Annotated in this window: 26 protein-coding genes and 1 pseudogene; 18 read left to right on the top strand and 9 right to left on the bottom strand. The window is 71.2% G+C overall.

Going from position 1 to position 26,003, the window contains the following annotated elements:
- Positions 1–177: 177 nt before the first annotated feature.
- Entirely contained in the window at positions 178–873 is a 696-nt protein-coding gene (locus ACWCPI_RS01955) for a GntR family transcriptional regulator (RefSeq protein WP_451036240.1), read from the top strand.
- Between the two features lie 289 nt (positions 874–1,162).
- Here ACWCPI_RS01955 and ACWCPI_RS01950 read toward each other — a convergent pair whose 3' ends face one another.
- A complete protein-coding gene (locus tag ACWCPI_RS01950) occupies positions 1,163–1,444 on the bottom strand; it encodes an HPr family phosphocarrier protein (protein ID WP_019755624.1) in 282 nt (93 codons plus the stop codon).
- A gap of 179 nt (positions 1,445–1,623) precedes the next feature.
- On the opposite strand from ACWCPI_RS01950, the gene ACWCPI_RS01945 reads away from it, so the two are divergent.
- The 4 genes from ACWCPI_RS01945 to ACWCPI_RS01930 all read left to right on the top strand — a co-directional run bounded on the left by ACWCPI_RS01945 (position 1,624) and on the right by ACWCPI_RS01930 (position 7,072).
- Positions 1,624–4,470 carry a bifunctional acetate--CoA ligase family protein/GNAT family N-acetyltransferase gene (locus ACWCPI_RS01945; protein WP_451036239.1) on the top strand — a complete coding sequence of 949 codons (2,847 nt, stop codon included), beginning with the start codon at positions 1,624–1,626 and terminating at the stop codon, positions 4,468–4,470.
- Between the two features lie 52 nt (positions 4,471–4,522).
- Entirely contained in the window at positions 4,523–5,110 is a 588-nt protein-coding gene (locus ACWCPI_RS01940) for a DUF5998 family protein (RefSeq protein ID WP_451036238.1), read from the top strand.
- Positions 5,110–6,357: an alkaline phosphatase family protein gene (locus ACWCPI_RS01935; RefSeq protein ID WP_451036237.1), complete on the top strand. Its 1,248-nt coding sequence runs from the start codon at positions 5,110–5,112 to the stop codon at positions 6,355–6,357. Before ACWCPI_RS01940 ends, ACWCPI_RS01935 begins: the two co-directional genes overlap by 1 nt.
- Before the next feature lie 64 nt (positions 6,358–6,421).
- The gene (locus ACWCPI_RS01930) at positions 6,422–7,072 is read left to right on the top strand and encodes a thymidine kinase (protein ID WP_451036236.1); all 651 of its coding nucleotides are present in this window, start codon (positions 6,422–6,424) and stop codon (positions 7,070–7,072) included.
- A 283-nt stretch (positions 7,073–7,355) separates the two neighbouring features.
- Here the strand turns inward: ACWCPI_RS01930 and ACWCPI_RS01925 are convergent, their stop codons facing one another.
- A complete protein-coding gene (locus tag ACWCPI_RS01925; RefSeq protein WP_451036235.1) occupies positions 7,356–8,159 on the bottom strand; it encodes a VOC family protein in 804 nt (267 codons plus the stop codon).
- Between the two features lie 296 nt (positions 8,160–8,455).
- Between ACWCPI_RS01925 and ACWCPI_RS01920 the strand changes: the two genes are divergently transcribed.
- The gene (locus tag ACWCPI_RS01920; protein ID WP_451036234.1) at positions 8,456–9,307 is read left to right on the top strand and encodes a sulfurtransferase; all 852 of its coding nucleotides are present in this window, start codon (positions 8,456–8,458) and stop codon (positions 9,305–9,307) included.
- Between the two features lie 109 nt (positions 9,308–9,416).
- On the opposite strand, the gene sepH is transcribed toward ACWCPI_RS01920, so the two are convergent.
- From sepH to ACWCPI_RS01905, 3 genes are all read right to left on the bottom strand, one after another.
- Positions 9,417–10,445: a septation protein SepH gene (sepH, locus tag ACWCPI_RS01915; protein WP_388810577.1), complete on the bottom strand. Its 1,029-nt coding sequence runs from the start codon at positions 10,443–10,445 to the stop codon at positions 9,417–9,419.
- A 424-nt stretch (positions 10,446–10,869) separates the two neighbouring features.
- On the bottom strand, positions 10,870–12,189 hold the full coding sequence (locus tag ACWCPI_RS01910) for a D-arabinono-1,4-lactone oxidase (protein WP_451036233.1): 1,320 nt from the start codon (positions 12,187–12,189) through the stop codon (positions 10,870–10,872).
- On the bottom strand, positions 12,149–13,387 hold the full coding sequence (locus ACWCPI_RS01905; RefSeq protein ID WP_451036232.1) for an MFS transporter: 1,239 nt from the start codon (positions 13,385–13,387) through the stop codon (positions 12,149–12,151). The genes ACWCPI_RS01910 and ACWCPI_RS01905 overlap by 41 nt, the downstream gene beginning before the upstream one ends.
- 319 nt (positions 13,388–13,706) lie before the next feature.
- Here ACWCPI_RS01905 and ACWCPI_RS01900 point away from each other — a divergent pair, with 319 nt between their 5' ends.
- On the top strand, positions 13,707–14,834 hold the full coding sequence (locus ACWCPI_RS01900; protein WP_451036231.1) for a ferrochelatase: 1,128 nt from the start codon (positions 13,707–13,709) through the stop codon (positions 14,832–14,834).
- A gap of 8 nt (positions 14,835–14,842) precedes the next feature.
- Positions 14,843–15,658, top strand: a complete 816-nt coding sequence (locus ACWCPI_RS01895; RefSeq protein WP_451036230.1) for an inositol monophosphatase family protein — start codon at positions 14,843–14,845, stop codon at positions 15,656–15,658.
- A gap of 102 nt (positions 15,659–15,760) precedes the next feature.
- Here the strand turns inward: ACWCPI_RS01895 and ACWCPI_RS01890 are convergent, their stop codons facing one another.
- Positions 15,761–15,934 carry a hypothetical protein gene (locus ACWCPI_RS01890; protein WP_167348321.1) on the bottom strand — a complete coding sequence of 58 codons (174 nt, stop codon included), beginning with the start codon at positions 15,932–15,934 and terminating at the stop codon, positions 15,761–15,763.
- A gap of 417 nt (positions 15,935–16,351) precedes the next feature.
- Here ACWCPI_RS01890 and ACWCPI_RS01885 point away from each other — a divergent pair, with 417 nt between their 5' ends.
- From ACWCPI_RS01885 to ACWCPI_RS01870, 4 genes are all read left to right on the top strand, one after another.
- The gene (locus ACWCPI_RS01885) at positions 16,352–17,005 is read left to right on the top strand and encodes a response regulator transcription factor (protein ID WP_007385219.1); all 654 of its coding nucleotides are present in this window, start codon (positions 16,352–16,354) and stop codon (positions 17,003–17,005) included.
- A gap of 6 nt (positions 17,006–17,011) precedes the next feature.
- Positions 17,012–18,262 (top strand): sensor histidine kinase, encoded by a 1,251-nt coding sequence (locus tag ACWCPI_RS01880; RefSeq protein WP_451036229.1) that lies wholly within the window; start codon positions 17,012–17,014, stop codon positions 18,260–18,262.
- Positions 18,263–18,667: 405 nt separating this feature from the next.
- Entirely contained in the window at positions 18,668–18,964 is a 297-nt protein-coding gene (locus tag ACWCPI_RS01875; RefSeq protein ID WP_005481602.1) for a DUF4193 domain-containing protein, read from the top strand.
- A gap of 13 nt (positions 18,965–18,977) precedes the next feature.
- The gene (locus ACWCPI_RS01870; protein WP_451036228.1) at positions 18,978–19,904 is read left to right on the top strand and encodes a hypothetical protein; all 927 of its coding nucleotides are present in this window, start codon (positions 18,978–18,980) and stop codon (positions 19,902–19,904) included.
- Positions 19,905–20,055: 151 nt separating this feature from the next.
- Here the strand turns inward: ACWCPI_RS01870 and ACWCPI_RS01865 are convergent, their stop codons facing one another.
- Entirely contained in the window at positions 20,056–20,517 is a 462-nt protein-coding gene (locus ACWCPI_RS01865) for a DUF3093 domain-containing protein (protein ID WP_388810560.1), read from the bottom strand.
- Between the two features lie 58 nt (positions 20,518–20,575).
- On the opposite strand from ACWCPI_RS01865, the gene ACWCPI_RS01860 reads away from it, so the two are divergent.
- From ACWCPI_RS01860 to ACWCPI_RS01835, 6 genes and pseudogenes are all read left to right on the top strand, one after another.
- On the top strand, positions 20,576–21,160 hold the full coding sequence (locus ACWCPI_RS01860) for a PaaI family thioesterase (RefSeq protein ID WP_451036227.1): 585 nt from the start codon (positions 20,576–20,578) through the stop codon (positions 21,158–21,160).
- Complete coding sequence (gene dut / locus ACWCPI_RS01855) at positions 21,157–21,708, top strand: dUTP diphosphatase (protein WP_451036226.1); 552 nt, start codon at positions 21,157–21,159, stop codon at positions 21,706–21,708. Before ACWCPI_RS01860 ends, dut begins: the two co-directional genes overlap by 4 nt.
- Before the next feature lies 1 nt (position 21,709).
- Positions 21,710–22,468 carry a DUF3710 domain-containing protein gene (locus tag ACWCPI_RS01850; RefSeq protein WP_388810552.1) on the top strand — a complete coding sequence of 253 codons (759 nt, stop codon included), beginning with the start codon at positions 21,710–21,712 and terminating at the stop codon, positions 22,466–22,468.
- Positions 22,469–22,547: 79 nt separating this feature from the next.
- A pseudogene (locus ACWCPI_RS01845) lies at positions 22,548–23,140 on the top strand (alginate lyase family protein); the annotation flags it as partial.
- Positions 23,141–23,265: 125 nt separating this feature from the next.
- Positions 23,266–23,664: an OB-fold nucleic acid binding domain-containing protein gene (locus ACWCPI_RS01840; RefSeq protein WP_451036225.1), complete on the top strand. Its 399-nt coding sequence runs from the start codon at positions 23,266–23,268 to the stop codon at positions 23,662–23,664.
- A 3-nt stretch (positions 23,665–23,667) separates the two neighbouring features.
- Positions 23,668–24,462 (top strand): DUF3159 domain-containing protein, encoded by a 795-nt coding sequence (locus tag ACWCPI_RS01835; protein WP_451036224.1) that lies wholly within the window; start codon positions 23,668–23,670, stop codon positions 24,460–24,462.
- 71 nt (positions 24,463–24,533) lie between these two features.
- On the opposite strand, the gene ACWCPI_RS01830 is transcribed toward ACWCPI_RS01835, so the two are convergent.
- Both ACWCPI_RS01830 and ACWCPI_RS01825 read right to left on the bottom strand, forming a co-directional pair.
- Positions 24,534–25,211, bottom strand: coding sequence for a potassium channel family protein (locus ACWCPI_RS01830; RefSeq protein WP_451036223.1), 678 nt, complete (start codon positions 25,209–25,211; stop codon positions 24,534–24,536).
- The gene (locus tag ACWCPI_RS01825) at positions 25,211–25,882 is read right to left on the bottom strand and encodes a potassium channel family protein (protein WP_388810540.1); all 672 of its coding nucleotides are present in this window, start codon (positions 25,880–25,882) and stop codon (positions 25,211–25,213) included. The genes ACWCPI_RS01830 and ACWCPI_RS01825 overlap by 1 nt, the downstream gene beginning before the upstream one ends.
- Between the last annotated feature and the right edge of the window lie 121 nt (positions 25,883–26,003).

Here is a 26,003-nt window from a genome sequence, read left to right as displayed (position 1 = left end):
CGCTTCCAGAAGCCCCGGCTCACCGAGCCGGGGCTTTCGGTGTTTCCGGGGTGCTCGGCTGTCCAAAAAATATCCATGGATTCCGGCTCCCCGTCGGAAATTCCCGCTGTTTGCAATAGAGTCACTGACTACACGTCGTTCGTCGACGTTTCACGGGGATTAAGGCGGAGGTCGGTCATGCGTATTCCGGCGCACTCGGTATGCACCGCGATCCGGGACGACATCGTCGCCGGGGTCCACGAGCGCGGCAGCCGGCTCACCGAGGAGCTCCTCGCCCGCCGCTACGGCGTCTCCCGGGTCCCCGTGCGGGAGGCGCTGCGCACCCTGGAGGCGGAGGGTTTCGTGGTGACCCGGCGGCACGCGGGCGCGTGTGTGGCCGAACCGACCGAGCTGGAGGCCGCCGACCTGCTGGAGATGCGCACCCTGCTGGAGCCGCTCGGTGCCTCCCGGGCCGCCCAGCGGCGCACCGAGGCCCATCTCAAGGTGCTGCGTGGCCTGGTCAAGCTGGGCCAGGAGCGGGCCAGAAGGGGCAACAGCGAGGATCTGCGCTCGTTGGGCGGCTGGTTCCACGAGACGCTGGCCCAGGCCTCCGGCAGCCCTGCCCTGACCTCGATGCTGACCCAGCTGCGTCACAAGATCGCCTGGATGTACGCGGTGGAACCGCCGGTCGACCCGATGGAGTCCTGGACCGAGCACGGCGCGATCGTGGACGCCGTGGCGCGCGGTGACGGCGAGCGGGCCCGGTCGATCACGGCGTTGCACACCGAGCGCTCGCTCTCCGCGTACCGGCTGCGGTTCGGCTCCGGTGGTGAGCGCAGGGAGCGTGTGAGGAATTCGCAACATCCCGTAAACATGCAGAGCCTGCGGCATTAACACGGGCACCGTATACAAAGGGGAGATATTCGGGGCGGTGTATTTCTGCTGCCCTTTTCACGGACGCTGCCCCTTTCTCGCGCGTCCGGCGGTAAAACCGCGGTCGCTCCTAAAAGCAGCCGCTCCTGAAAAAGGCCGTGCCCCGACCGTGAACAGGTGACGCCCGGTCCGGGGAGCCGGCGAGGCCCTATACCGCGAAGTGGTGCACCCCGCCCGGAAACAGCGAAGCCGCGCCCGCCGGAAGGACGGACGCGGCTCCACCGCATGCTGCCAGACCCGCTCAGGTCGTTCAGACCGTCTCGGGCAGCTCCTCGAGGCCCTCGGAGACCAGCTTCGCCAGCCGGTCGAGGGCGGCGTCCGCCCCCTCGGCGTCGGAAGCGAGGACGATCTCCTCGCCGCCCTGGGCGCCCAGGCCCAGGACGGCCAGCATGGAGGCCGCGTTGACGGGGTTGCCGTCGGCCTTGGCGATCGTCACCGGGACGCCTGTGGCCGTGGCGGCTCGGACGAAGATGGAGGCGGGGCGGGCGTGGAGGCCCTCGGCCCAGCCGACGTTGACGCGGCGCTCAGCCATGTGTTGCTGCCCTTCGGTGTTCAGGGTTGTCTAGACCAGTTTCCCACACTCGTGAAGCACGCCGGGAGAGGACAAAGCACCACTCCTGAGGTGACCGTGGGGTCGCGGCCTCGACCCCACGTACGTCCCGGACGGACTGCCTCGCGCCGTTGTCGGACGCGAGCCGTACTCTGGGCCCCATGCAGAGCGCCTCGGACCGGCACGAGTACCCCGCCCACTGGGAAGCCGACGTGGTGCTGCGCGACGGCGGCACCGCACGCATCCGCCCCATCACCGTTGATGACGCCGAGCGTCTGGTCAGCTTCTACGAGCAGGTGTCGGACGAGTCGAAGTACTACCGCTTCTTCGCGCCCTACCCGCGACTGTCCGCCAAGGACGTCCACCGCTTCACGCACCACGACTTTGTGGACCGGGTGGGACTCGCGGCCACGGTGGGCGGCGAGTTCATCGCAACCGTACGCTACGACCGGATCGGCGCCGACGGAATGCCCGCGTCGGCACCCGCCGACGAGGCCGAGGTCGCCTTCCTCGTCCAGGACGCCCACCAGGGCCGCGGTGTCGCCTCCGCCCTGCTGGAGCACATCGGCGCCGTCGCGCGCGAGCGCGGGATCCGCCGGTTCGCCGCCGAGGTGCTGCCCGCCAACACCAAGATGATCAAGGTGTTCACGGACGCCGGGTACACCCAGCAGCGCAGCTTCGAGGACGGGGTCGTGCGCCTGGAGTTCGACCTGGAGCCGACGGACCGCTCGCTCGCCGTGCAGTACGCGCGCGAGCAGCGCGCCGAGGCGCGGTCCGTGCAGCGGCTGCTGGTACCCGGCTCCGTCGCCGTCATCGGCACCGGCCGCACGCCCGGCGGGGTGGGCCGCAGCGTCCTGGGCAACATCAGGGACGCCGGCTACACGGGGCGGCTGTACGCGGTGAACAAGGCGTTCCCGGACGATCTCAAGGAACTCGACGGGGTACCGGCCCACCGCTCCGTGCGCGACATCGACGGGCCGGTCGACCTCGCGGTGGTCGCGGTGCCGGCCGAGCACGTCCCCGATGTCGTCGCCGAGTGCGGTGAGCACGGCGTGCAGGGGCTGGTCGTGGTCTCCGCCGGGTACGCCGAGAGCGGGCCCGGCGGGCGGCAGCGACAGCGCGAACTCGTGCGGCAGGCGCGCGCGTACGGCATGCGGATCATCGGACCGAACGCCTTCGGGATCATCAACACCTCGGCCGGCGTGCGGCTGAACGCCTCGCTGGCTCCCGAGATGCCCCGCCCCGGCCGGATCGGGCTGTTCGCCCAGTCCGGCGCCATCGGGATCGCGCTGCTGTCCCGGCTGTACCGACGCGGCGGCGGGGTCACCGGGGTCACGGGTGTGTCGACCTTCGTCTCGTCCGGCAACCGTGCCGACGTGTCCGGCAACGACGTCCTGCAGTACTGGTACGACGACCCGGACACCGACGTCGTCCTCATGTACCTGGAGTCCATCGGCAACCCGCGCAAGTTCACCCGCCTCGCCCGGCGCACGGCGGCGGCCAAACCGCTGGTCGTGGTGCAGGGCGCGCGGCACGGCGGCGCCGCCCCGCAGGGGCACGCGGTCCGGGCCACGCGGTTGCCGCACGCCACGGTGTCCGCGCTGCTGAGGCAGGCCGGCGTGATCCGGGTGGACACGATCACCGAGCTGGTGGACGCGGGGCTGCTGCTCGCCCGGCAGCCGCTGCCCGCCGGGCCCCGGGTGGCGATCCTGGGCAACTCCGAGTCCCTGGGGCTGCTGACGTACGACGCCTGCCTGTCCGAGGGGCTGCGCCCGTTGCCGCCGCTGGATCTGACCACCGGGGCGTCGGCTGAGGACTTCCGGGCCGCCCTGGCGCGCGCGCTGGCGGACGAGTCCTGCGACGCGGTGGTGGTGACGGCGATCCCGGCCATCGGGGAGGTCTCACCGGGGGACGCGGAGCTGGCGGAGGCCCTGAGGTCGGCGGCCGAGCGGGTACCGGGCAAGCCGGTGCTGGTGGTGCACGTGGAGCTGGGCGGGCTCGCGGAGGCTCTCTCGGCAGCGGCCAGCACGGCACCCCAGGCCGGTGTGGCACCACCCGGCAGGCCAGGCCGTACCCACCCCTTCCGCCCCCTGGACTTCCCTGCCGAGCCCCGGCCCGAAGATCAGCAGACCGCTGAGCACGCCCCCCGCCTCATCCCCGCCTACCCCGCCGCCGAGCGTGCCGTCCGGGCGCTCGCAGAAGCCGTGAAGTACTCCCAGTGGCGTCGCGAGGCGGCAGACCCGGGGAAGGTGCCCGAGTACGACGACATCGACGAGCGGGGTGCAGCCCGGCTCATCGACGGGCTGCTCGCCCGCGGGCAGGGGCTCACGCTCGGCACGGACGAGACCGCCGACCTGCTCGGGAAGTACGGCGTCCACGTGCACCGGGCCCTGCACGCCCCGACCCCCGACGCCGCCGCCGACGCGGCCCGCACCCTCGGCTACCCGGTCGCCCTCAAGGCCACCGCCCCGCACCTGCGGCACCGCGCCGACCTCGGCGGCGTACGGCTCGATCTCGCGGACGAGGAACAACTGCGGCGCGCGTACACCGAGTTGACGACACTGTTCGGCAAGCCGGAGGAGCTGCGGCCGGTCGTGCAGCGCATGGCGCCACGCGGTGTGGACACCGTCGTACGGGCCGTGATCGACCCGGCCGCCGGTGCCGTGCTGTCCTTCGGGCTCGCCGGAGCGGCCTCTCAGCTGCTCGGGGACACGGCCCACCGGCTCATCCCGGTCACCGACCGCGAGGCGACCTCGATCGTCCGGTCGATCCGGACCGCGCCCCTGCTCTTCGGCTGGCGCGGTTCCGCGCCCGTCGACACACCTGCTCTGGAGGAACTGCTGCTGCGGGTGTCGCGGCTGGTCGACGACCACCCCGAGGTCGTCGCCGTCACCCTGGAGCCGGTCGTCGTCGCCACCCACGGCCTGAGCGTGCTCGGCGCCTCGGTACGCCTCGCCCCGCCCCCCGCCCGCGACGACCTCGGCCCGCGGACCCTCCCGACGTACTGAAGACCACCGCGACCGTGCCTCGCAGTCGGTGCGCCCCCGTAGGATGGGCGTCATGGCCAAGACCAGTACGACGACCCAGGGGCTGCGTGCGGCGATCGAACGCAGCGGCTACTACCCGGCCCTCGTGGCCGAGGCGGTGGAGGCCGCCGTGGGCGGCGAGCCCATCCGGTCGTACCTGGTCCATCAGGAGACGACGTTCGACCAGAACGAGGTGCGGCGGCACGTGACGGTGCTGGTCCTCACCGGCAACCGCTTCATCGTTAGCCACACCGACGAGCAGGCCGCCGACAACACCTCCCCGACGCCGTACGCCACGACCTCCACCGAGTCCGTGAAGCTCGGCCGGATCTCGTCGGTCGTCGTCAGCCGTGTCGTCGCCAACCCGGAGCAGTACACGCCGGGCACCCTGCCCCGCGAGGTCGTGCTGACCATCGGCTGGGGCGCCGTCTCCCGCATCGACCTGGAGCCCGCCGCCTGCGGCGACCCCAACTGCGAGGCGGACCACGGCTACACGGGCAACTCGACGGCCGACGACCTCAGCCTGCGGGTCAGCGAGGCCGGTGACGGCCCGGAGACGGTGCGCCAGGCGCTCGCCTTCGCGCAGTCGCTCTCCGAGGCGACCGCGGACGTCGCTCGCTGATGTCCCACCCGTCGCCGCCGGCCGCCCACGATCGAGGGCGCTCCACGTCCACCCCGTCCGGCTCCACCGCCTGGGACGCGGATCCGGAGCCCCTCGCCGTCGCCTCCGCGCCGGTCCCCGAGTACGGCAGCGGATCGCTCGCCGATCTGCTGCCCACGCTGGCCGCGGGGATGGCCGTACCGGACATGAACGCTGCCATCCCCGAGTTGACCGCCGCCGATCGGAACTGCGTGTTCCTCATCGACGGTCTCGGCTGGGAGCAGCTCAGGGCGCACCCCGAGGACGCGCCGTTCATGACCTCGCTGCTGGACAGCTCCCGCGGCGGCACCGGCCGCCCGATCACCGCCGGCTACCCCGCGACCACCGCGACCTCCCTCGCCTCGGTCGGCACCGGCCTGCCGCCGGGCGCACACGGCCTGCCCGGTTACACCGTGCGCAACCCGGAGACCGGCGAGCTGATGAACCAGCTGCGCTGGAACCCGTGGACGGCACCGAGGGTGTGGCAGCCGTATCCCACCGTCTTCGACCTGGCGCACCGGGCGGGCGTGCATGCCGCGCAGGTGTCGTCGCCGACCTTCCAGAACACCCCGCTGACCAAGGTCGCGCTCAGCGGCGGAACGTTCCTCGGGCGGCTGACCGGCGAGGAGCGTATGGATCTCGCCGCCGAGCAACTGGCCGCGGGTGACCGCTCCTTGGTGTACACCTACTACGCCGAGCTCGACGGCGCGGGCCACCGCTACGGCGTCGACTCGGACACCTGGCGCGGCCAGCTCATGTACGTCGACCGGCTCGTCCAGCGCCTCGCCGAGCAGCTCCCGCCGCGCAGCGCGCTCTACGTCACCGCCGACCACGGCATGCTCGACGTGCCCTTCGACGAAGAGCACCGCATCGACTTCGACGAGGACTGGGAGCTGCGCGCCGGTGTCGCCCTGCTGGGCGGCGAAGGCCGAGCGCGACACGTCTACGCGGTGCCGGGCGCCGCTCAGGACGTGGTGACCTGCTGGCGTGAGGTGCTCGGCGAGCAGTTCTGGGTGGCCTCCCGGGAGGAGGCGATCGCCGCGGGCTGGTTCGGCCCGCGGATCGACGAGCGGGTGTACGACCGTATCGGGGACGTGGTCGCGGCCGCGCGGGACGACGTCCTGATCATCGCGTCCGAGCGGGAGCCGAAGGAGTCGGCCATGGTCGGCAACCACGGTTCGATGACCCCCGCCGAGCAGCTGGTCCCCCTGCTCGAAGTACGCTCCTGACCGTCCGGCCCGGCGTGCCGGGCCGATCCACGCCCCTCTTTCACCGAAAGGTGCTCAACTCAACATGCCCGAGCTGGTCTTCTTCTCCGGAACGATGGACTGTGGGAAGTCGACGCTGGCGCTGCAGATCGCGCACAACCGGTCGGCGAGAGGGCTGCAGGGCCTGAACTTCACCCGGGACGACCGAGCGGGGGAGGGCAAGCTCTCCTCGCGACTGGGGTTGGTGACCGACGCCGTGGAGGCGGTTCCGGGCCTGGATCCGTACGCCTATGTCGTCGACCGGGTCTCGCAGGGCGGCAAGGTCGACTACGTGATCGTGGACGAGGCGCAGTTCCTCGCGCCGGTCCAGATCGATCAACTGGCGCGGATCGTGGACGACTTGGATCTGGACGTCTTCGCCTTCGGCATCACCACGGACTTCCGCACGAAGCTGTTCCCGGGTTCGCGACGGCTGATCGAGCTGGCGGACCGGATCGAGACGCTCCAGGTCGAGGCGCTGTGCTGGTGCGGAGCGCGCGCCACGCACAATGCCCGTACCGTGGGCGGCGAGATGGTGGTGGAAGGCGAGCAGGTCGTCGTCGGTGACGTGAACGGACTCACCGCGCAGGTCGGCTACGAGGTGCTCTGCCGACGGCACCATCGCCGCCGCATGACGAGCGCTTCCGCCCATGCAGGCGTGCTCTCGCCGGACGTTCTGCCGGTGCCTTCCGACTGAGGGATGTCGGGCTGCCGGGGCGCGGTTCCCGCGCGTCGCGGACAGCGTGGCCGGAATCCCGGGCCGCCTTGACGTGTTCATGATTTCACGCGGGCTGCGGCATCCTCTCCGGCGCCGCGGACTCACGCCGCAACGCGGTGAGGCGGTGGCCTCCGAGGCGGGCGACAGCCTCACCATGAAGCCGGGCTCATGACGCGCCCTGCCGTCCTGCTGCCCGCTCCGGCCGCTGCGGTCGTACCGAGGGTGCGGCTGCACCCCGAACCGGCGCCGCCCCCGGTCGCCGTCAGTGCCGCGTCCGGATCAGGGCGAACCGGGCGCCCTCCGGGTCCGACACCGTTGCCACGCGACCGTGGGCGCCGTCCTGGGCCGGTCCGAGGGCGTGGCCGCCGAGCTCGACGACCCGGGCCAGCGTCTCGTCGGTGTCGGCGACTTCGAAGTACGTCATCCAGTGCGGTCCCCGGTCCCGGGGCAGCGCCGTGCCGACGCCTCGGATCCTGGCGACCGGGCGGCCGTCGACGCACAGGGTGACGCAGTCGGGATCGGCGGAGACCTCCGCGTCCTCCTCGTAGCCGAACACGGTCTCGTAGAACTTGGCCACGTTCACGGACTCGAAGGTCAGCAGTTCGTTCCAGGCGGGGGTGCCGGGCACGCCCGTGACGGCCGTGCCGCGGTGGGCCGCCGTCTGCCAGATGCCGAAGACGGCACCGCAGGGATCGGAGCAGATCGCCAACCGGCCCGCCTCGGCGGCGTCCAGCGGCCCCACGCCGACGGTGCCGCCGCACAGCCGTACCGTGTGGGCGGTCTGGTCCGCGTCGTGCGAGGCGAGGTAGGGCGTCCAGGCGATGGGGAGGTGACGGTCGGGCGGCAGCTGGCCGATGCCGGCCACCTCCTCGCCGTTCAGCAGGGCCCGCACATAGGGGCCGAGTTGCTGGGGGCCGGGCTGGAACTCCCAGCCGAACAGCGCTCCGTAGAACTCCTGGGTCGCGGCCAGCCCGTGCACCATCAGGCTCACCCAGCAGGGCGTGCCGGGCGCGTGCCGGGCGGGCGTCGCGCCGTTCGGGCCGGCCGACCCCCGTGCCTCCGTCATCCGTCACTCTCTCCTCGGCCCTCGTGGCGGCCGTGTCGTCTGCGCTGTCCGGACCCCCGTGCCGATGCTCGCACCACCCGTGGCCGCGCGGGCTGCGGGCGCGCCGCCGCACGACGGCCGGCGCCCGGAGGGTGCCCGGTGTGCGATTTACCGCCCGTTCCCGTGCGATTGGCCGCTGATGTCGCTCACGAGTACAGCACGTGCCCGATCCCGTACGCCTCGTGATCGGGCCTGTCCGGCGGGCAGAGTAACCGGCGCCGGCCGCCGCGGCCACCCCATGCGCAAGGATGGTGACCATGAACGCCATCATTTCCGCATCCGAACTCGCGAGCGAACTGACGGGCGAGAACCCGCCGGTGCTGCTCGACGTCCGCTGGCAGCTGAGCCTGGCCAAGGCGTCCGGGGAGCCGCCGTTCGACGGCCGGGCCGCGTACGAGGCAGGGCACATCCCCGGCGCGGTCTACGTCGACCTGGACCGGGAACTGGCCGGCGCTCCCGGCCCGCGTGGACGCCACCCGCTGCCGGACCTGGCCGGGTTCGGCGCGGCGATGCGGCGCGCGGGCGTGTCGTCCGGGACGCCGGTCGTCGTGTACGACGGCGGACAGGGCTGGGGAGCGGCCCGCGCGTGGTGGCTGCTGCGCTGGACGGGCCACCCGAACGTGCGCGTCCTCGACGGCGGGCTGCCGGTCTGGGCGGGGCCGCTGGAGACGTCCGTACCGGAGCCGACGGATGGGGACTTCGAGCCGGTTCCTGGCCCGACCGGGCTGCTGGACGCCGACGGTGCCGCGGCGCTCGCCCGGGCCGGGGTGCTGCTGGACGCGCGGGCGGGGGAGCGGTACCGCGGCGAGGTGGAGCCGATCGATCCGGTCGGCGGCCACATCCCGGGCGCCGTCTGCGCACCCACCACCGAGAACGTGACGGCGGACGGCCGCTTCCGGCCCGCGGAGGACCTCGCGGCCCGCTTCAAGGCGCTGGGCGCGGCCGAGGGCACGCAGGTCGGCGTGTACTGCGGTTCGGGCGTCTCCGGTGCGCACGAGGTGCTGGCGCTGGCGGTCGCGGGCATTCCGGCGGCGCTGTACGTGGGTTCGTGGTCGGAGTGGTCCTCGGATCCGTCGCGTCCGGTGGCTGTGGGGCCGGATCCGCAGTAGGGCCACGGGGCCCGCTGACGGCGGTGTCCTCGTCCCGTACGGCACGAGGGCCGCGTCACGTCGGACGCGGCCCTCGTCCTCGTACGGCCGCGCACAGCCGTACGACCGGCTACTCCTGCTTCTTGCGACGCGTCCCGAACACGATCTCGTCCCAGCTCGGGACGGCGGCCCGGCGGCCGGGGCGGACGCCGTCCGCTTCGGCCTGACGGTCGGTGGCACCGATGAGACGGTCCCGGTGGCTGCCGACCGAGCGGGGCATCAGGACGTCCGCGTAGGCGGAACCCGCCGAGGCTGCGGGAGCGGGCGGCTCCTCCGCGGCGGGTTCGTCGGCGGGCTCCTCCGTGTCCGGCTCCGAAGGGCGTTCCGGCACCACGAGATCACCGCGGAAACTGGGCACCGCCTCCAGCAGGCTGGTCAGCGAGTCCCGTTCCTCCGTGGTCTCCTCGTCCGGCTCGGAGGCCTGTGCGGGCAGACTCGGCCGCTCCAGGGCGCGGTCCAGCGACCGCTCGCGCGGAAGGCGTGCGATCCGCGGCACGAACGGGAAGCTGGGCTCCGGCGCGGCGAGGTCGTCGGACTCGCCGATCAGCGAGCGCGCCTCGTCGTCGACGGCCTGGACGAGCCGCCGGGGCGGATCGTAGGTCCAGCTGGCCGAGTGCGGTTCACCCGCCACCATGTAGACCAGCAGCACTTCCCAGGTGCCGTCGTCGCGGCGCCACGAGTCCCACTGGACGGTGTCCTTGTCGGCACCACGCAGCAGCAGGCGCTCCTGGACCGCTTCGCCGAGCTGCGGCCCGGCGTTCTCACCGGGGCGGCGGACGGGGGTCTTGCGTGCCCTTTCGGCCATGAACGCGCGCTCGGCGAGGACGGGGCCCTCGAAGCGGCGCACGCGGTCGACGGGGATGCCGGCGAGTTGGGCGACCTCTTCCGCGGTCGCTCCGGCACGTATACGCGCCTGGATGTCGCGGGGGCGGAGATGGCTCTCCACCTCGATCTCGATCTGGCCGAGACGGGGACGGTCGCCGCGCACGGCGGCGCGCAGGCGTTCGTCGATAGGAAGCGTGTACTCCGTCGAGTCGGCAGCCTTGAGCACCAGCCGTGTGCCGTCATTCGAGACGGCCACGACACGCAGTTCGGGCATGGGGACCTCCCGGGTGGTGCCTGCCGACGTCACGTGCGTCGCTGCTTCCGCTAGTCGAGTGTGGCCTGCCCGGGTGCAGCCTGCCACAACCTTGCCGAGTTGCCCGGCGTGTCGGGCGCGGGCCCTGGATCGCCGTTATGGCACGGTTACCTATTCGCAACGCTAAGTGACCAACTCGGTCACCCTGTGCAACTAGCCCCCTCCCGGCGGTCCTTGAAGGCCACGGACGCCCTGGCGGGAGACCGGACCCAGGGCTCGCAACAGTACTCCATTTGGGCCACGTGCGTGGATTGGCGCGCCGCCCATCTTCTGGCAAGAGGCGCGACTCGGCCGTATGTTGCCCGGTTCTGGGATCTTGAACGTGGCGTACTTCACGCAATCCGCAGAAACGGAACTAATGGATTTCGCCCATGAGTCGCGCCGGCTAAGCCCCCAACACCCTGCGCAGGTAGTCGTTCTGGAACCGGCGGTCCGGATCCAGCCGGTCCCGCAGCCGTGTGAACTCCTCGAAGCGCGGGTAGGCCTGGGCGAGGTACTCGGCGTCCCGCGTGTGCACCTTGCCCCAGTGCGGGCGGCCTTCGTACGCCGTGAAGATCCGCTCGGCGGCGGTGAAGTACCGCTGGTAGGGCGTGCCCTTGACCATGTGGACCGCGATGTACGCGCTGTCGCGGCCCGAGGCGGTGGACAGCGTGATGTCGTCGGCCGGCGCGGTGCGCACCTCGACCGGGAAACTGACCCGCACACCGGAACGGTCGACCGTGGCCTTCAGTTCGCGCAGCGTCTCGACCACGGCCTCACGCGGAACGGCGTACTCCATCTCCATGAAACGCACCCTGCGCGGTGATGTGAAGACCTTGTAGGGGATGTCGGTGTACGTCCGCGCGGACAGGGCCTTGCTGGAGACCTGGGCGATCGCCGGGATCGCGGCGGGCACCGCGCGGCCCACCCACTGGGCCACCTGGAAGACGCCGTTGGAGAGGAACTCGTCCTCGAACCAGCCCTGGAGCTGCGGCACCGGCTTCTCGGGGCCGGCGCTGCGGTTGTTGCGCTTGGTGTTGGTGTTGCCGGTGTGCGGGAACCAGTAGAACTCGAAGTGCTCGTTCTCCGCCCACAGTTCGTCGAACGCCGCCAGGACCTTCTCGAAGGGCATCGGCTCCTCGCGCGCGGAGAGCAGGAAGACGGGCTCCACGGCGAAGGTGATCGCGGTGACGATGCCGAGGGCGCCCAGGCCTATGCGGGCCGCCGCGAAGACGTCGGGGTTCTCCTTCTCGGAGCAGGTGAGCACCGAACCGTCGGCCGTCACCAGCTCCAGGGCCCTGATCTGGGCGGCGATCGAGGCCGACTCGCGGCCGGTGCCATGGGTGCCGGTGCTGGTGGCGCCGGAGACCGTCTGCTCCATGATGTCGCCCATGTTCGTGAGCGACAGGCCCTCGCGCGCCAGAGCCATGTTGAGCCGCTTGAGCGGGGTGCCGGCCTCGACCGTGACCGTCATGGCGTCCCGGTCGATGCCGCGTATGCCGGTCAGGAGTTGAGGGCGGATCAGCACACCGTCGGTCGCGGCGATCGACGTGAACGAGTGCCCGGTGCCGACCGCCTTCACCCGCAGTCCGTCCTCGGCGGCCCTGCGCACCGCCGCGGACAGCTCGTCGACGGAGGCCGGAGTGACCTCCCGCGCGGGGCGGGCGGCGACATTGCCACCCCAGTTACGCCACGTTCCGTTCCTGCCGCTCGCTGTGCTGCTCAACGGTGCCTCCCCGACGCGGAGCCGGCCTGCTGAGCCGGCGGTACCCCAGGAAACCGACCGCGACCGCGACGGCCCCGGACACCGCCGGAACCCCGTACCCGGCCTTCGCACCGGCCGCGTCGATCACCCAGCCGGCCATGGAGGAACCGAGCGCGACCCCGACCGCGAGCCCCGTGCTCACCCAGGTCATGCCCTCGGTCAGTTGCGCGCGTGGTACGTGCTCTTCGATCAGGGACATGGTGGTGATCATCGTGGGAGCGACGGCCATGCCCGCAACGAACAGCGCCACGGCCAGAAACGGCAGGTTTCCGACCAGTAGGAGGGGGATCATACTCACGGCCATGGCGCATATGCCCAGCAGCCAGCGAGGTTCCGGCGCCCCCTTGAAGCGCAGCAGCCCGAAGACGAGCCCCGCCGCGCAGGAGCCGGCCGCGTACAGCGCGAGGACCACGCTCGCGGCGCCCTTGTGGCCCCGCTCGTCCGCGAAGGCCACCGTGACCACGTCGACGGCCCCGAAGATCGCCCCGGTCGCCACGAAGGTGGCCACCAGGACCTGCAGTCCGGGGGCGCGCAGCGCCGAACTGCCGCCGCGGCGCTCGCGCGGATGAGGCGCGGGCTCGGTGACGCGCTGTGCGGTCAGCCAGAAGACACCGACCGCGAGGAAGCAGCCGGCGAGCAGGGGCCCTGCCTCCGGGAACCAGGCCGTGGACAGGCCGATGGAGATGATCGGCCCGAAGATGAAGCACACCTCGTCCACCACGGACTCGAACGAGTACGCGGTGTGCAGTTGCGGCGTCCCCCGGTACAGCGCGGCCCAGCGGGCGCGGATCATCGCCCCGACGCTCGGCACGCAGCCGATGCCGACACAGGCCACGAACAGCACCCAGTCCGGCCACCCGTAGTGCGCGGCGAGCAGCAGCACGGCCCCCGCCACGAGCGAGATCAGCGTCGCGGGACGCAGCACCCGCCGCTGCCCGTACTGGTCGACCAGCCGGGACACCTGGGGACCCGCCACCGCGGCGGCCAGCGCGATGGTCGCCGACAGGGCGCCGGCGAGCCCGTAGCGCCCGGTCAGCTGGGAGATCATCGTCACCACGCCGATGCCCATCATCGACAGCGGCATCCGGCCGAGGAGGCCCGCGGCGGAGAAGGCCCTGCTGCCGGGGGCGGCGAACAGGGCGCGGTAGGGGCTGGGCACGGAGGTCTCCGGTCGGGCGGGAGCACCGGGGGCGGCGGCTCGGGTCGGGTCGGGAGGGGGCGGGGCAGCGCGCAGGGCGCGAGGTGCGCGGTGGGGCGTGGAGTGGTGCGTAGGGCGTGCAGTGGTGCTTAGAGGTATGTGGTGGTGCGTAGAGGTGTGGGGTGGCGCGTTGAGGCGTGTGGTGGCGCGGTAAGGCGTATGGATGGCCGATACAGCTTACGAGTTAGGCGACCCTAACGCACCTGCTCGGACGAACCGGGAACCCGGGTGGCCACCCCACCGTTTCCCGGCTGTCAGTACCGGATGACAGGATCGACCCATGCCAGACGCGCGCGATGCCAGTCCCTACGACGCCCTGCTCCTGCTCTCCTTCGGCGGCCCCGAGGGCCCCGACGACGTGATCCCGTTCCTGGAGAACGTCACACGCGGGCGGGGCATCCCCAAGGAGCGCCTCAAGGAAGTCGGCGAGCACTACTTCCTGTTCGGCGGCGTCAGCCCCATCAACGCCCAGAACCGGGCTCTGCTCGACTCCCTGCGCAAGGACTTCGCCGAGCACGGCCTGGACCTGCCGATCTACTGGGGCAACCGCAACTGGGCGCCGTACCTGACCGACACGCTGCGCGAGATGGTGGCCGACGGCCGCCGTCGTGTCCTGGTCCTCGCCACCAGCGCCTACGCCTCCTACTCGGGCTGCCGCCAGTACCGCGAGAACCTCGCCGACTCGCTCGGCGCCCTGGAGACCGAGGGCCTCGCACTGCCCCGGGTCGACAAGCTGCGGCACTACTTCAACCACCCCGGTTTCCTGGAGCCGATGATCGAAGGCGTGCTCGCGTCCCTCGCCGACCTTCCCGAGGAGGTGCGGGACGGCGCCCACATCGCCTTCTCCACCCACTCCATCCCGGTCGCCGCCGCCGACACCTCCGGGCCCGTCGAGGACCACGGCGACGGCGGGGCGTACGTCAAGCAGCACCTGGACGTCGCGCAGCTCATCGCCGACGCCGTCCGCGAGCGCACCGGGGTCGACCACCCCTGGCAGCTCGTCTACCAGTCCCGCTCCGGCGCCCCGCACATCCCGTGGCTGGAGCCCGACATCTGCGACCACCTGGTGGAGCGGCACGCGGCCGGGGCCCCGGCGGTCGTCATCTCGCCCATCGGCTTCGTCTCCGACCACATGGAGGTCCTGTACGACCTCGACACGGAGGCCAAGGCCAAGGCCGAGGAGCTGGGCCTGCCGATGCGCCGCTCGGCCACCGTCGGCGACGATCCGCGCTTCGCCGCCGCGATCCGCGACCTCGTCCTGGAACGCGCCGCCGTGGAGCGGGCCCAGGAGGTCACGCCGTGCGCCCTCGGCGCGCTCGGCGCCAGCCATGACCTCTGCCCGGTGGGCTGCTGCCCGTCCCGTGCGCCCAGGCCCGCCGCCGCGGGCGCCGACAGCCCCTACGCGTGAGGAGCCACGTGACCGACGCCCAGCATTCGGACCTGCTCGCCCTGGCCCAGGAGGCCGCCCGCCGCGCGGGCGAGCTGCTGCGGGACGGCCGCCCCGCCGACCTCGCGGTCGCCGCGACCAAGTCGAGCCCGATCGACGTGGTCACCGAGATGGACATCGCGGCGGAGAAGCTGATCACCGGCCTGATCTCCGAGTACCGCCCGGACGACGGCTTCCTCGGCGAGGAGGGCGCCTCGACGGACGGCACGAGCGGCGTCCGCTGGGTGATCGACCCCCTGGACGGCACGGTCAACTACCTCTACGGGCTGCCCACTTGGGCCGTTTCCATCGCCGCCGAGCAGGACGGGCAGACGCTCGTCGGGGTGGTGGCGGCCCCGATGCGGGGCGAGACGTTCCACGCGGTCCGCGGTCGGGGCGCATGGGCCAGGGGCGCGTGGGCCGGGGAGCGCAGACTGCGCTGCCGGCCGGCCGCTCCGCTGGACCAGGCGCTGGTCTCGACCGGCTTCAACTACGTCACCGAGGTCCGCACCCATCAGGCCGACGTCGCCCAGCGGCTGATCCCCCTCCTGCGGGACATCCGGCGCGGCGGCTCGGCCGCGATCGACCTCTGCGACGTCGCGGCGGGACGGCTCGACGGCTACTACGAGCGGGGGCTGCACCCGTGGGACCTCGCCGCGGGGGATCTCATCGCGCGGGAAGCGGGCGCGGTGACGGGTGGGCGGCCCGGAGAGCGGCCGTCACGTGATCTGACGGTGGCGGCCACGCCGGAGGTCTTCGAACCCCTCCAGCGGCTCCTGGAGGACTTCGGGGCCTGGCACGACTGACCGGGTGCGCGGGTGCGCGGCGAGCCCGCCCTGCGGCCCCCGGACGCGCGAACGGGCCCCGGTGCTGGATTCACCGGGGCCCGTTCTGTGCTGCCGTGCTGGTCAGACGCTAGACGCGCCGACTTCCACACCGTGCTCGGCGGCGAGGCGGCGCAGGTCGTCGAGTTCGCCCTGCTCGACCTCGACGAGGAAGTCGTCGCCCTCGTCACGAGCCCGCGTCAGGTCGGACTCGGTCGCCTTTATGCGCTGCAGAAGTCCTGCGGTGAATGCGTCCATGCTGCGCCCCCTCGTCCTGGGTCGTGGGTCGGTGGCACGGGGGTGTGCCGTTCGGAAGGGGCGATCACGTCTCCGGTAGGTGCCCAGCGCTGCCCTGCCGGGCGGCGACGGTGCCGGACACCCACGCCCGCCCTGCGGGAAGCGGATCGCTGCGTACCGGATGGTGGTGCGGCACAAGCAGAGCGTGATCGCGGGGTGTACATGCCGTCCTCCCCTCGCGCCGTTCCGCGGAAACCTCAACCGGACGAGAAAAATTCGCATCCCCGCGCCCCACAGTCGTCCTCCATGGTCCGCACACCCCCCTTACCGTCGACTTATGACGGAAAAGGGCAGGATGGAGGCCAGAACCCAACCAAGCCCCCGCCCGCGCGCGGAAGATCAACCGCTACGCGGGTGGACACAGGAAGGACAAGCGACGTGCGCGTACTCGTCGTCGAGGACGAGCAACTGCTCGCCGATGCGGTGGCCACCGGACTGCGCCGGGAGGCCATGGCCGTCGACGTCGTGTACGACGGTGCGGCCGCCCTGGAGCGCATCGGCGTCAACGACTACGACGTGGTCGTCCTCGACCGCGACCTCCCGCTCGTGCACGGCGACGACGTCTGCCGCAAGATCGTCGAACTCGGCATGCCCACCCGCGTCCTGATGCTCACGGCGTCCGGCGACGTCAGCGACCGGGTCGAGGGACTGGAGATCGGCGCCGACGACTACCTCCCCAAGCCCTTCGCCTTCAGCGAGCTGACCGCGCGCGTGCGCGCCCTCGGCCGCCGTACGAGCGTGCCGCTGCCGCCCGTCCTGGAGCGCGCCGGCATCAAGCTGGACCCGAACCGCCGTGAGGTCTTCCGCGACGGCAAGGAGGTGCAGCTCGCGCCGAAGGAGTTCGCCGTCCTGGAGGTGCTGATGCGCAGCGAGGGGGCGGTCGTCTCGGCCGAGCAGCTGCTGGAGAAGGCCTGGGACGAGAACACCGACCCGTTCACGAACGTCGTGCGGGTCACCGTCATGACGCTGCGCCGCAAGCTGGGCGAGCCGCCGGTGATCGTCACCGTGCCCGGCTCGGGCTACCGGATCTGATCGACCATGGCAACCACTCCCGCGCCTCCTCAGGCGCCGCCCAAGCCCACCTGGGATCCCCGCAGGGTGGAGCCCCCGTTTCCGTGGCTGCGCCCCACCATCCGCATAAGGCTCACGCTGCTGTACGGCGGCATGTTCCTGATCGCCGGCATCCTGCTGCTGTCGATCATCTACCTGCTGGCAGCGCAGGCGATCAACACGGGCAACGAGCCCCTCTTCAAGATCGCCGACGCCACCGACCTCAGGGTCACGAGCGAGAACTGCCCCGGCATCAGGAACGCCGACAACCTCACCTTCCCCCAGTTCAACGAGGCGGTCAGCGCCTGCACCGACGATCAGCGCCGGGTCGCGCTGGACGATCTTCTCAGCCGCTCCCTGCTGGCCCTGCTCGGTCTCGCCGTCATCGCCTTCGCCTTCGGTTACGCCATGGCCGGCCGGGTGCTGTCGCCGCTCGGCCGCATCACCCGCACCGCCCGCGCGGTGGCGGGCTCGGACCTGTCCCGCCGTATCGAGCTGGACGGGCCGGACGACGAACTCAAGGAACTGGCCGACACCTTCGACGAGATGCTGGAGCGGCTGCAACGGGCTTTTACCGCCCAGCAGCGCTTCGTCGGCAACGCGTCGCACGAACTGCGCACCCCGCTCGCGATCAACCGCACGCTCCTCGAAGTGCATCTGTCCGACCCGAACGCGCCCGTGGAGCTCCAGCAGCTCGGCAAGACGCTGCTGGCCACCAACGAGCGCAGCGAGCAGCTCGTCGAGGGCCTGCTGCTGCTCGCCCGCAGCGACAACCAGATCGTCGAGCGCAAACCGGTCGACCTCGCCGAGGTGGCCGAGCAGGTCGTCGACCAGGTGCATGCCGAGGCCGAGGCCAAGGGCGTGGTGATCCGGGGCGTGCGCAAACCCGTGGTCGTCCAGGGCAACGGCGTGCTGCTGGAGCGGATCGCGCTGAACCTGGTGCAGAACGCGGTGCGGTACAACATCCCGGAGGGCGGCTGGGTCGAGGTCACCACCGAGGCCCAGCACGGGCAGGCGGTGCTGGTCGTGTCGAACACCGGACCGGTGGTGCCGGCGTACGAGATCGACAACCTCTTCGAGCCCTTCAGAAGGCTGCGCACGGAGCGCACGGGCAGCGACAAGGGAGTCGGTCTCGGGCTGTCGATCGTGCGGTCCGTCGCCCGGGCGCACGGCGGGCACATCTCGGCGCAGCCCCGGGAAGGGGGAGGGCTCGTGATGCGTGTGGCTCTGCCGATCTGAGATCATGTGCGCCGACTACCTGCCGCGACGTGGGGATGTTCGCTTTGCGCGGAATTTTCTGGGCACTCGTCGAGCAGTCCCATGTGTGATCGATCACAAGGGCGAATTTCCGGCCATCTACTCTCCGTGATCATGCGACCTGTCGGAAAGCCGGGAAAATCCGGGTTTTCGAGGGTCCTGATCACGGGAAGTACACGGTGAGACGCCTTTGAACTGCGGCATTAGGACCGTGTACGGTCCCGTTCGCCATCCAAGCCGATCACTCTTGAGGGGTCCGGTTGGGTGTCGATTGAGTAACAGACCTTGATGTGAGGCAAAATCTCCGCCTCGGGTCGGGCACAAGTCCGGCCTCTCACGCGTTACGTGCGCTGGAGACACCGCAGACACCCAGAGGGGGAGAGCGACATGGCAACGGATTACGACACCCCACGCAAGACCGACGACGACGTCGACTCGGACAGCCTTGAAGAGCTGAAGGCCAGGCGGAACGACAAGTCGACCTCCGCTGTGGACGTCGACGAGTTCGAGGCCGCCGAGGGCCTGGAGCTGCCCGGAGCCGACCTCTCCAATGAGGAGCTGGCCGTCCGGGTGCTGCCGAAGCAGCAGGACGAGTTCACTTGCATGAGCTGCTTCCTGGTGCACCACCGCAGCCAGCTGGCCCGGGAGAAGAACGGTCAGCCGATCTGCCGCGACTGCGACTGAGAGCGGGTCGGGCATGACAGGCTCGACCCCTTCTCGGAAGCGCCGCTTCTCGTTCAGGGGAGCGGACCAGGGGCCGTTGGAGGGCCCCCACGGCGTGCGTGACGACGAGCGGGGCTCAGCCGGTACGGGAGCCTCGCTCGAACCGGCGTCCGGCCGGGCCGACCTCCCGGACCAGGCGGCGGTTCCGGTACCGGTCGCCCGGCGAAGGGTCGCGGCGATCCGGCAGAAGGCGCAGGAAGGCGTCCGTAAGGGCGGCAGCCGCGCTCGGGCGGGCCTCGGGTACCTCGCTGACCGGATCATCGAGAACGCCCCGCGGATCCCCGTACGGGACCTCGCGACGCTTCGCCGGCAGTTCCCGGGCCTCGGGCCCGAGCAGATCGCGGACAAGCTCGTCGCGGGCGCCGCGAACGCGAGCTCGACCGTCGGCGCGGGAGTCGGCGCGGCGGCGATGCTGCCGGTGCCGCCCGCGATGCCGGCCGAGTTGGCCGCCGAGATCACCGGGGTGGCCGCGATCGAACTGAAACTGATCGCCGAGCTGCACGAGGTGTACGGCGTACGCCCGCCCGGCGGTCTCAAGGACCGCAGTGCCGCGTATCTGTCCTCGTGGTCGGAGGAGCGCGGCATCGACCCCATGAAGCCCGCGACGTTGAACGCCGCTCTCGGCGGGCAGATGAAGCGCGAGCTGCGTCAGCAGATCATGAAGCGCATGGTGCGCAACCTGCCGAACCTCATGCCCTTCATGGTGGGCGCCGCGGTGGGTGCGCTCATGAACCGCAGAGACACGAAGAAGCTCGCCGCCCGGATCCGCGCGGACCTGCGCAAGATGCAGGTGCCGTGGGAGGAACTGCCGCCGCAGCAGCCGCTGGAGCGGCCGGCGGACGCCCTGGAGATCGAGGACGTCGTGAAGTGGCGCGGGCGCAAGGGGCTCGGGCGCGGCTGAGATCCCGGCGCCGGGCCGCGGAGGGCGCGGCAGGGGCCCCGTGGCGCCCCGGAGTGCGGCGCGTGTTCGCTCGGTGACCGAGGCTCTCGGCGCGCGGCGAAGCCATGGCGGCCGGCGGAACAGGGGGCCGGTAACGGCCCGCTCGGGTGTGCTAGGCCGAGGCCTTCGCCGCCCTGATCGCCTCCGCCAGGCGCTCCGGCTCCCGGGTCGACAGGTACAGGTAAGGGGTCGGGTCCTCGGGGTCCGAGACCTCCACGCGCAGGGCCCCGGGGATGTAGGCGCGCAGCAGCAGGAACGCCCGGGTGTCGGCCTTGTAGGTGCGCCAGGCGCGGGCCTCCTCCGCGTCCAGGACATGCGTCTCGCCCAGCGCCCGCAGCGGAATCCGCGCCTCGCCCGCGATCAGCGAGTCACCCACCACGCGGATGCGGACCGAACCGTAGGAGCTGGCCATGACGGCCGCCGCCGCGGTGCCGCCGACCAGGGCGGTGAGCATGGGCAGAGTGCCGAACGGCAGGACGATCAGGGCGAGGGAGACCCCGACCAGGAACGAGATCAGCCACCACGAGCGGGGGGCGGTGAGACGTTCTTCGTAGGGGGCGGCGGAAAGCTGCATGGAGCCAAGCTTGGCACGGTGTCCGACAGCTGCCGACGCGCGGGTAAGGTCTGCGGCTGTGAGTGGTACTTCAGCGGCTCTCAAGCCGCCGGTCGACGCCGTGAAACCGACCCGTCACCCTGACGCTCCCGCACCCGGGGAGCTTCTCGGCGCGCACTACGGCGAGTGCTTCGGCTGCGGCGGGGAGCAGGCCCACGGGCTGCACCTGGAGGCGCGGGCCGGGGAAGGTGTCCGGATCACCGCCGAGTTCACCGTGCAGCCCGCCCATCAGGGCGCTCCGGGGCTCGCCCACGGTGGTGTGCTGGCGACCGCGCTCGACGAGACCCTCGGCTCGCTCAACTGGCTGCTGCGGACGATCGCCGTGACCGGACGGCTGGAGACCGACTTCGTGCGGCCGGTGCCGGTGGGCACGGTGCTGTACCTGGAGGCAGAGGTGACGGCGGTGGCGGGCCGCAAGATCTACTCGACCGCCACCGGGCGGATCGGCGGTCCCGACGGGCCCGTGGCCGTCCGCGCCGACGCCCTCTTCATCGAGGTCAAGGTCGACCACTTCATCGACAACGGCCGTCCGGAGGAGATCCGGGCCGCCATGAACGACCCGGACCAGGTCCGGCGTGCCCGTGCCTTCGAGGTGAACCCGTGAGCCGTGAACCCCTGAACGTGCTGATCCGGCGCGTCGACCCGGACGTACCGCTTCCGGCGTACGCGCATCCCGGTGACGCCGGAGCCGATCTGCGCACCACTCAGAGCCGTGAACTCAAGCCGGGGGAGCGGGCCGTGCTGCCGACGGGGGTGTCTGTGGCACTGCCGGAGGGGTACGCGGCCTTCGTGCACCCGCGCTCCGGTCTCGCCGCCCGCCTCGGTGTCGCTCTCGTGAATGCCCCGGGGACGGTTGATGCCGGGTACCGTGGGGAGATCAAGGTGATCGTGGTGAATCTCGACCCGCACGAGACAGTGCGGTTCGAGCGCTTCGACCGGATCGCCCAACTGGTCGTCCAGCAGGTCGAGAGGGTCCGCTTCCAGGAGGTCGCGGAGCTTCCCGGCTCGGCGCGGGCCGAGGGGGGCTTCGGGTCCACCGGGGGCCATGCCGCAGTGGGCGGTACAAGCAGCACAAGCGGTCAGGCCGCCACCGGCGGCCGGGCGGGTGGGAATCGATACGCTTCGGTCGTATCCGACCGGGAAGGACAGTGACGTGTTCGGACGTCGCAAGAAGAAGGGTGCCGCCGAGGACGCGGCCGGCGAGCCCGAGCAGGTCGTCGACATCGACACTGAGGCGGACGACGACGGCACGCGCGAGCGCGTGAGGCTCGAGCCGGAACCGCGGCCCGACGGGCCCTGGGACAGCTCCGAGGTGCGCGACCCCGGCGAGGGACGGGTGGACCTGGGCGGCCTGTTCGTGCCGGGCGTCGACGGCATGGAACTGCGCGTCGAGGTAGCGGGTGACGCGATCGTCGCGGCGACCGTCGTGCTGCGTGACAGCGCCATCCAGTTGCAGGCCTTCGCCGCACCCAAGCGCGAGGGCATCTGGGGCGAGGTGCGCGAGGAGATCGGCTCCGGCATCACCCAGCAGGGTGGCATCATCGACGAGGTCGAGGGCCCGCTCGGCTGGGAGCTGCGGGCCCAGGTGCCGGTGCAGCTGCCGGACGGCACGGGCGGCTTCCAGGTCGTGCGGTTCGTCGGCGTGGACGGCCCCCGCTGGTTCCTGCGCGGTGTGATCTCGGGGCAGGGCGCGGTGCAGCCGCAGGCGGCCGGTCTGCTGGAGCAGATCTTCCGGGACACCGTCGTGGTCCGTGGTGACGGCCCGATGGCGCCCCGTGACCCGATCGTCCTGAAGCTGCCGAACGACGCCCAGATGGTTCCCGAGGGCGTCCAGCAGGAGGAGGCCGGTTCGCGCTTCTCCGGTGGCATGGGCCAGCTCCAGCGCGGGCCGGAGATCACCGAGGTCCGCTGAGCACCGTAGAGACACCAGGGCCGCATCCCGTAGGGGGTGCGGCCCTTTCTCGTGCGCGGACCGCCGAGGACGCGGCCGGCGCAACTGGGAACTGTCGATGATGGAGGCCGCCGTCGGCATCTCCGTCCTCCTGGAGGACAAGGCGTCGTACGACAGGGCCATGGCGAAGTTCCGCACTCGCACCGCCGCCTGCGTCTACCTGTCCTCCGACGGCGAGGTGCCCAGGACCGTGCCGAGCCAGAACCCCGACACCCGCGACAAGATCGTCAGGTACCGGCAGGGACAGTCCACCCTCGTCACCGGCCTCACCCAGGAGACCTGCCGCGACCTCACCCTCACCGGGTAAGGCATCTCCGCCGTCTCGCACGTCGCGGAGACCAGCCGGATCCAGGGCCAGGACCTGTAGGCACCGCCGTCGGCGAGCGGCTGCGGCACGCGCTCGGGTTCCAGGCCAGGTACGCGTTCGGGGCGGCCGTACCCGGCTGGCTGTGCGGTGGCTCGCTGCACCGCGGGCTCGGCCCGGTCACCGAGGTCGGGCACAAGGCCCTGGCCGACCGGCCCGGCCGTGCCATGACCGACACCGGGACGCTCAACGACCGCAACCGCCCGGCCGGCAGCAACAACCTCTTCGTCGCCTGGGAGACCCTCACCCACGGCGACAACCCCGGCTGAGCCCCGGCACTGCGGCGCGGGAGCGTCCGGACGCCCTCGGGAAAACCGGCTGGTCGAAAGGGGTCGGTTCGAGCGTCGGTACGGTGGGTACGAAGGTGTCGGCGGGCCCCGGTACGCTTCAAGACATGAGTGCTGTTCCTCGTTCCGAAAAGTCGGTGGGCCGGTTCCGGCGCATGCTCGACCGGCTCTCCTCGTCGCAGGAGGACCTGGAGTCCGAGGAGCTGCGTGAGGACGCCGAGACGGCCGGCTGTATCAAGATCGGTGACTGTCATGACCGACAGGTGGTGACGGTTACTGGTACCTTGCGCACGGTCACGCTGCGGCCCCGTGCGGGAGTCCCGGCTCTGGAGGCCGAGCTGTTCGACGGCTCCGCCGCGCTGGACGTGGTGTGGCTCGGCAGGCGCTCCATAGTCGGGATAGAGCCGGGGCGCCGACTGATCGCATCGGGCCGGATCGCCATGAGCCGGGGCCGCCGGGTGTTGTTCAACCCGAAATACGAACTGAGACCCCTCGGACGGGAGTAGCCGGTGACGTCGCTCGACAAGCCGACCGAAGACACCACCGCAGACGCCGAGCACGACGCCCGGGCGGTGACCGAGGCCGCGCTGTTCGAGGCCTTCGGCGGCATGCGCGGCATGATCGAGACGGTGCTGCCCGGCCTGCTCTTCGTCACCATCTACACGATCAACAAGGACCTGCACCTGTCGGCGATCGCCGCGCTCGCGGTGTCCCTGGTGCTCGTGGTGGTGCGCCTGGCGATGCGGGACACCGTCAAGCACGCGTTCAGCGGGGTCTTCGGCGTCGCCTTCGGCGTCGTGTTCGCGATGATGACGGGCAACGCGAAGGACTTCTACCTGCCCGGCATGCTCTACACGCTGGGGCTGGGACTCGCGTACATCATCACGACCCTGTGCGGCGTACCGCTGATCGGACTGATCCTGGGGCCGGTGTTCAAGGAGAACCTCTCCTGGCGCACGCGCAACCCCGGCCGCAAGAAGGCCTACGCGAAGGCCAGTTACGCCTGGGGCGCGATCCTGCTCGCCAAGTGCGCGATCCTCTTCCCGCTGTACTGGTGGGCGGACACCACGCAGCTGGGATGGGTGCTGGTCGCCCTGAAGATCCCGCCGTTCCTGCTGGCCGTGTGGCTGACATGGGTGTTCCTCGCGAAGGCGCCCGCCCCGATCGACGTGTTCGCGGAGATGGAGGCGGCGGAGAAGGCCGAGGAGGAGCGCAAGGCGGCGTCGGCCGCGGAGCGGTTCACGGAGCAGTCGTCCGCGGAGCAGGAGGAGGCCGCCGGCGGGCGGCACCGCCGAGAAGGCTGACGGTCCCTACGACGACGGAGGGCGCCCCCGAACACTCGGGGGCGCCCTCCGTCGTCACAGCCCGTGAAGGCTCAGCTCTTGGTGCCCTCGCGGCGCACCGACAGCAGGTCCTCCAGCTGCTCCTCCCTCGCCTGGGCGGCGACGAAGAGGAGCTCGTCGCCCGCTTCGAGGGAGTCCTCGCGGGACGGGGTCAGGACCCGGGTGCCGCGGATGATGGTGACCAGGGAGGTGTCCTCCGGCCACTCCACGTCGCCGACCTGGGTGCCGGCCAGGGCCGACTCCTCCGGAAGGGTCAGCTCGACGAGGTTGGCGTCGCCGTGGCTGAAGCGGAGCAGACGGACCAGGTCGCCGACGCTCACCGCCTCCTCGACCAGGGCCGACATCAGACGGGGGGTGGAGACCGCGACGTCCACACCCCAGGCCTCGTTGAACAACCACTCGTTCTTGGGGTTGTTCACTCGGGCCACGACGCGCGGAACGCCGTACTCCGTCTTCGCCAGCAGGGAGATGACCAGGTTGACCTTGTCGTCTCCCGTCGCGGCGATCACCACGTTGCAGCGCTGAAGCGCCGCTTCGTCCAGCGATGTGATCTCGCAGGCGTCGGCCAGCAGCCACTCCGCCTGCGGGACGCGCTCGACCGAGATGGCGGTCGGCGCCTTGTCGATGAGCAGGACCTCGTGGCCGTTCTCCAGCAGTTCGCCCGCGATGGAGCGGCCCACCGCGCCGGCACCGGCAATGGCGACCCTCATCAGTGACCGCCCTCCTCTTCGGGACCCTTGGCGAACGCCGCCTCGACCTTGTCGATCTCCTCGGTGCGCATCATCACGTGCACCAGGTCGCCCTCCTGCAGCACCGTCTGCGACGAGGGCAGGATGGCCTCACCGAGCCGGGTCAGGAACGCGACGCGAACGCCCGTCTCCTCCTGCAGCCTGCTGATCCTGTGACCCACCCAGGACGGGGACGTGTGCACCTCGGCGAGCTGGACGCCGCCGGTGGGGTCCCGCCACAGCGGCTCGGCGCCGGAGGGCAGCAGACGGCGCAGCATCTGGTCGGCCGTCCAACGGACCGTGGCCACGGTGGGGATGCCCAGGCGCTGGTAGACCTCGGCACGGCGGGGGTCGTAGATACGGGCCGCGACATTCTCCACGCCGAACATCTCGCGGGCGACGCGCGCGGAGATGATGTTGGAGTTGTCACCGCTGGAGACGGCGGCGAAGGCGCCCGCCTCTTCGATGCCCGCCTCGCGCAGGGTGTCCTGGTCGAAGCCGACGCCGGTCACCCGACGGCCGCCGAATCCGGGGCCCAGCCGGCGGAAAGCGGTGGGGTCCTGGTCGATCACGGCGACCGTGTGCCCCTGTTGCTCCAGGGTCTGGGCAAGAGCGGAGCCCACCCTTCCGCAACCCATGATGACGATGTGCACGGCGCTTACCCCGCACTCCTCGTTAGGCGTCTGACTTGCGTGAACGTGGTGCTCATAACCTTCTCTCGGCTCGCCGGGCAACACTCGCGGCCCGGTCCCGGACCGCTGGGAAACATCATGC

The sequence above is a fragment of the Streptomyces sp. NPDC001920 genome (assembly GCF_053594495.1).
Note: the sequence above shows the minus strand (reverse complement) of the source record. Positions and strands in the feature narration are given on the sequence as shown.

Excerpts from the sequence above, each read along its gene's own strand:
- ACWCPI_RS01940 (WP_451036238.1), top strand. The coding sequence starts at position 4,523 with ATGGCCAAGACCAGTACGACGACCCAGGGGCTGCGTGCGGCGATCGAA.
- sepH (WP_388810577.1), bottom strand. The coding sequence starts at position 10,445 with ATGCCCGAACTGCGTGTCGTGGCCGTCTCGAATGACGGCACACGGCTG.
- ACWCPI_RS01865 (WP_388810560.1), bottom strand. The coding sequence starts at position 20,517 with ATGCAGCTTTCCGCCGCCCCCTACGAAGAACGTCTCACCGCCCCCCGC.
- ACWCPI_RS01880 (WP_451036229.1), top strand. The coding sequence starts at position 17,012 with ATGGCAACCACTCCCGCGCCTCCTCAGGCGCCGCCCAAGCCCACCTGG.
- ACWCPI_RS01890 (WP_167348321.1), bottom strand. The coding sequence starts at position 15,934 with ATGGACGCATTCACCGCAGGACTTCTGCAGCGCATAAAGGCGACCGAG.
- ACWCPI_RS01925 (WP_451036235.1), bottom strand. The coding sequence starts at position 8,159 with ATGACGGAGGCACGGGGGTCGGCCGGCCCGAACGGCGCGACGCCCGCC.
- ACWCPI_RS01955 (WP_451036240.1), top strand. The coding sequence starts at position 178 with ATGCGTATTCCGGCGCACTCGGTATGCACCGCGATCCGGGACGACATC.
- ACWCPI_RS01945 (WP_451036239.1), top strand. The coding sequence starts at position 1,624 with ATGCAGAGCGCCTCGGACCGGCACGAGTACCCCGCCCACTGGGAAGCC.
- ACWCPI_RS01840 (WP_451036225.1), top strand. The coding sequence starts at position 23,266 with ATGAGTGCTGTTCCTCGTTCCGAAAAGTCGGTGGGCCGGTTCCGGCGC.
- ACWCPI_RS01950 (WP_019755624.1), bottom strand. The coding sequence starts at position 1,444 with ATGGCTGAGCGCCGCGTCAACGTCGGCTGGGCCGAGGGCCTCCACGCC.
- ACWCPI_RS01920 (WP_451036234.1), top strand. The coding sequence starts at position 8,456 with ATGAACGCCATCATTTCCGCATCCGAACTCGCGAGCGAACTGACGGGC.
- ACWCPI_RS01900 (WP_451036231.1), top strand. The coding sequence starts at position 13,707 with ATGCCAGACGCGCGCGATGCCAGTCCCTACGACGCCCTGCTCCTGCTC.
- ACWCPI_RS01830 (WP_451036223.1), bottom strand. The coding sequence starts at position 25,211 with ATGAGGGTCGCCATTGCCGGTGCCGGCGCGGTGGGCCGCTCCATCGCG.
- ACWCPI_RS01935 (WP_451036237.1), top strand. The coding sequence starts at position 5,110 with ATGTCCCACCCGTCGCCGCCGGCCGCCCACGATCGAGGGCGCTCCACG.
- ACWCPI_RS01875 (WP_005481602.1), top strand. The coding sequence starts at position 18,668 with ATGGCAACGGATTACGACACCCCACGCAAGACCGACGACGACGTCGAC.
- ACWCPI_RS01930 (WP_451036236.1), top strand. The coding sequence starts at position 6,422 with ATGCCCGAGCTGGTCTTCTTCTCCGGAACGATGGACTGTGGGAAGTCG.
- ACWCPI_RS01870 (WP_451036228.1), top strand. The coding sequence starts at position 18,978 with ATGACAGGCTCGACCCCTTCTCGGAAGCGCCGCTTCTCGTTCAGGGGA.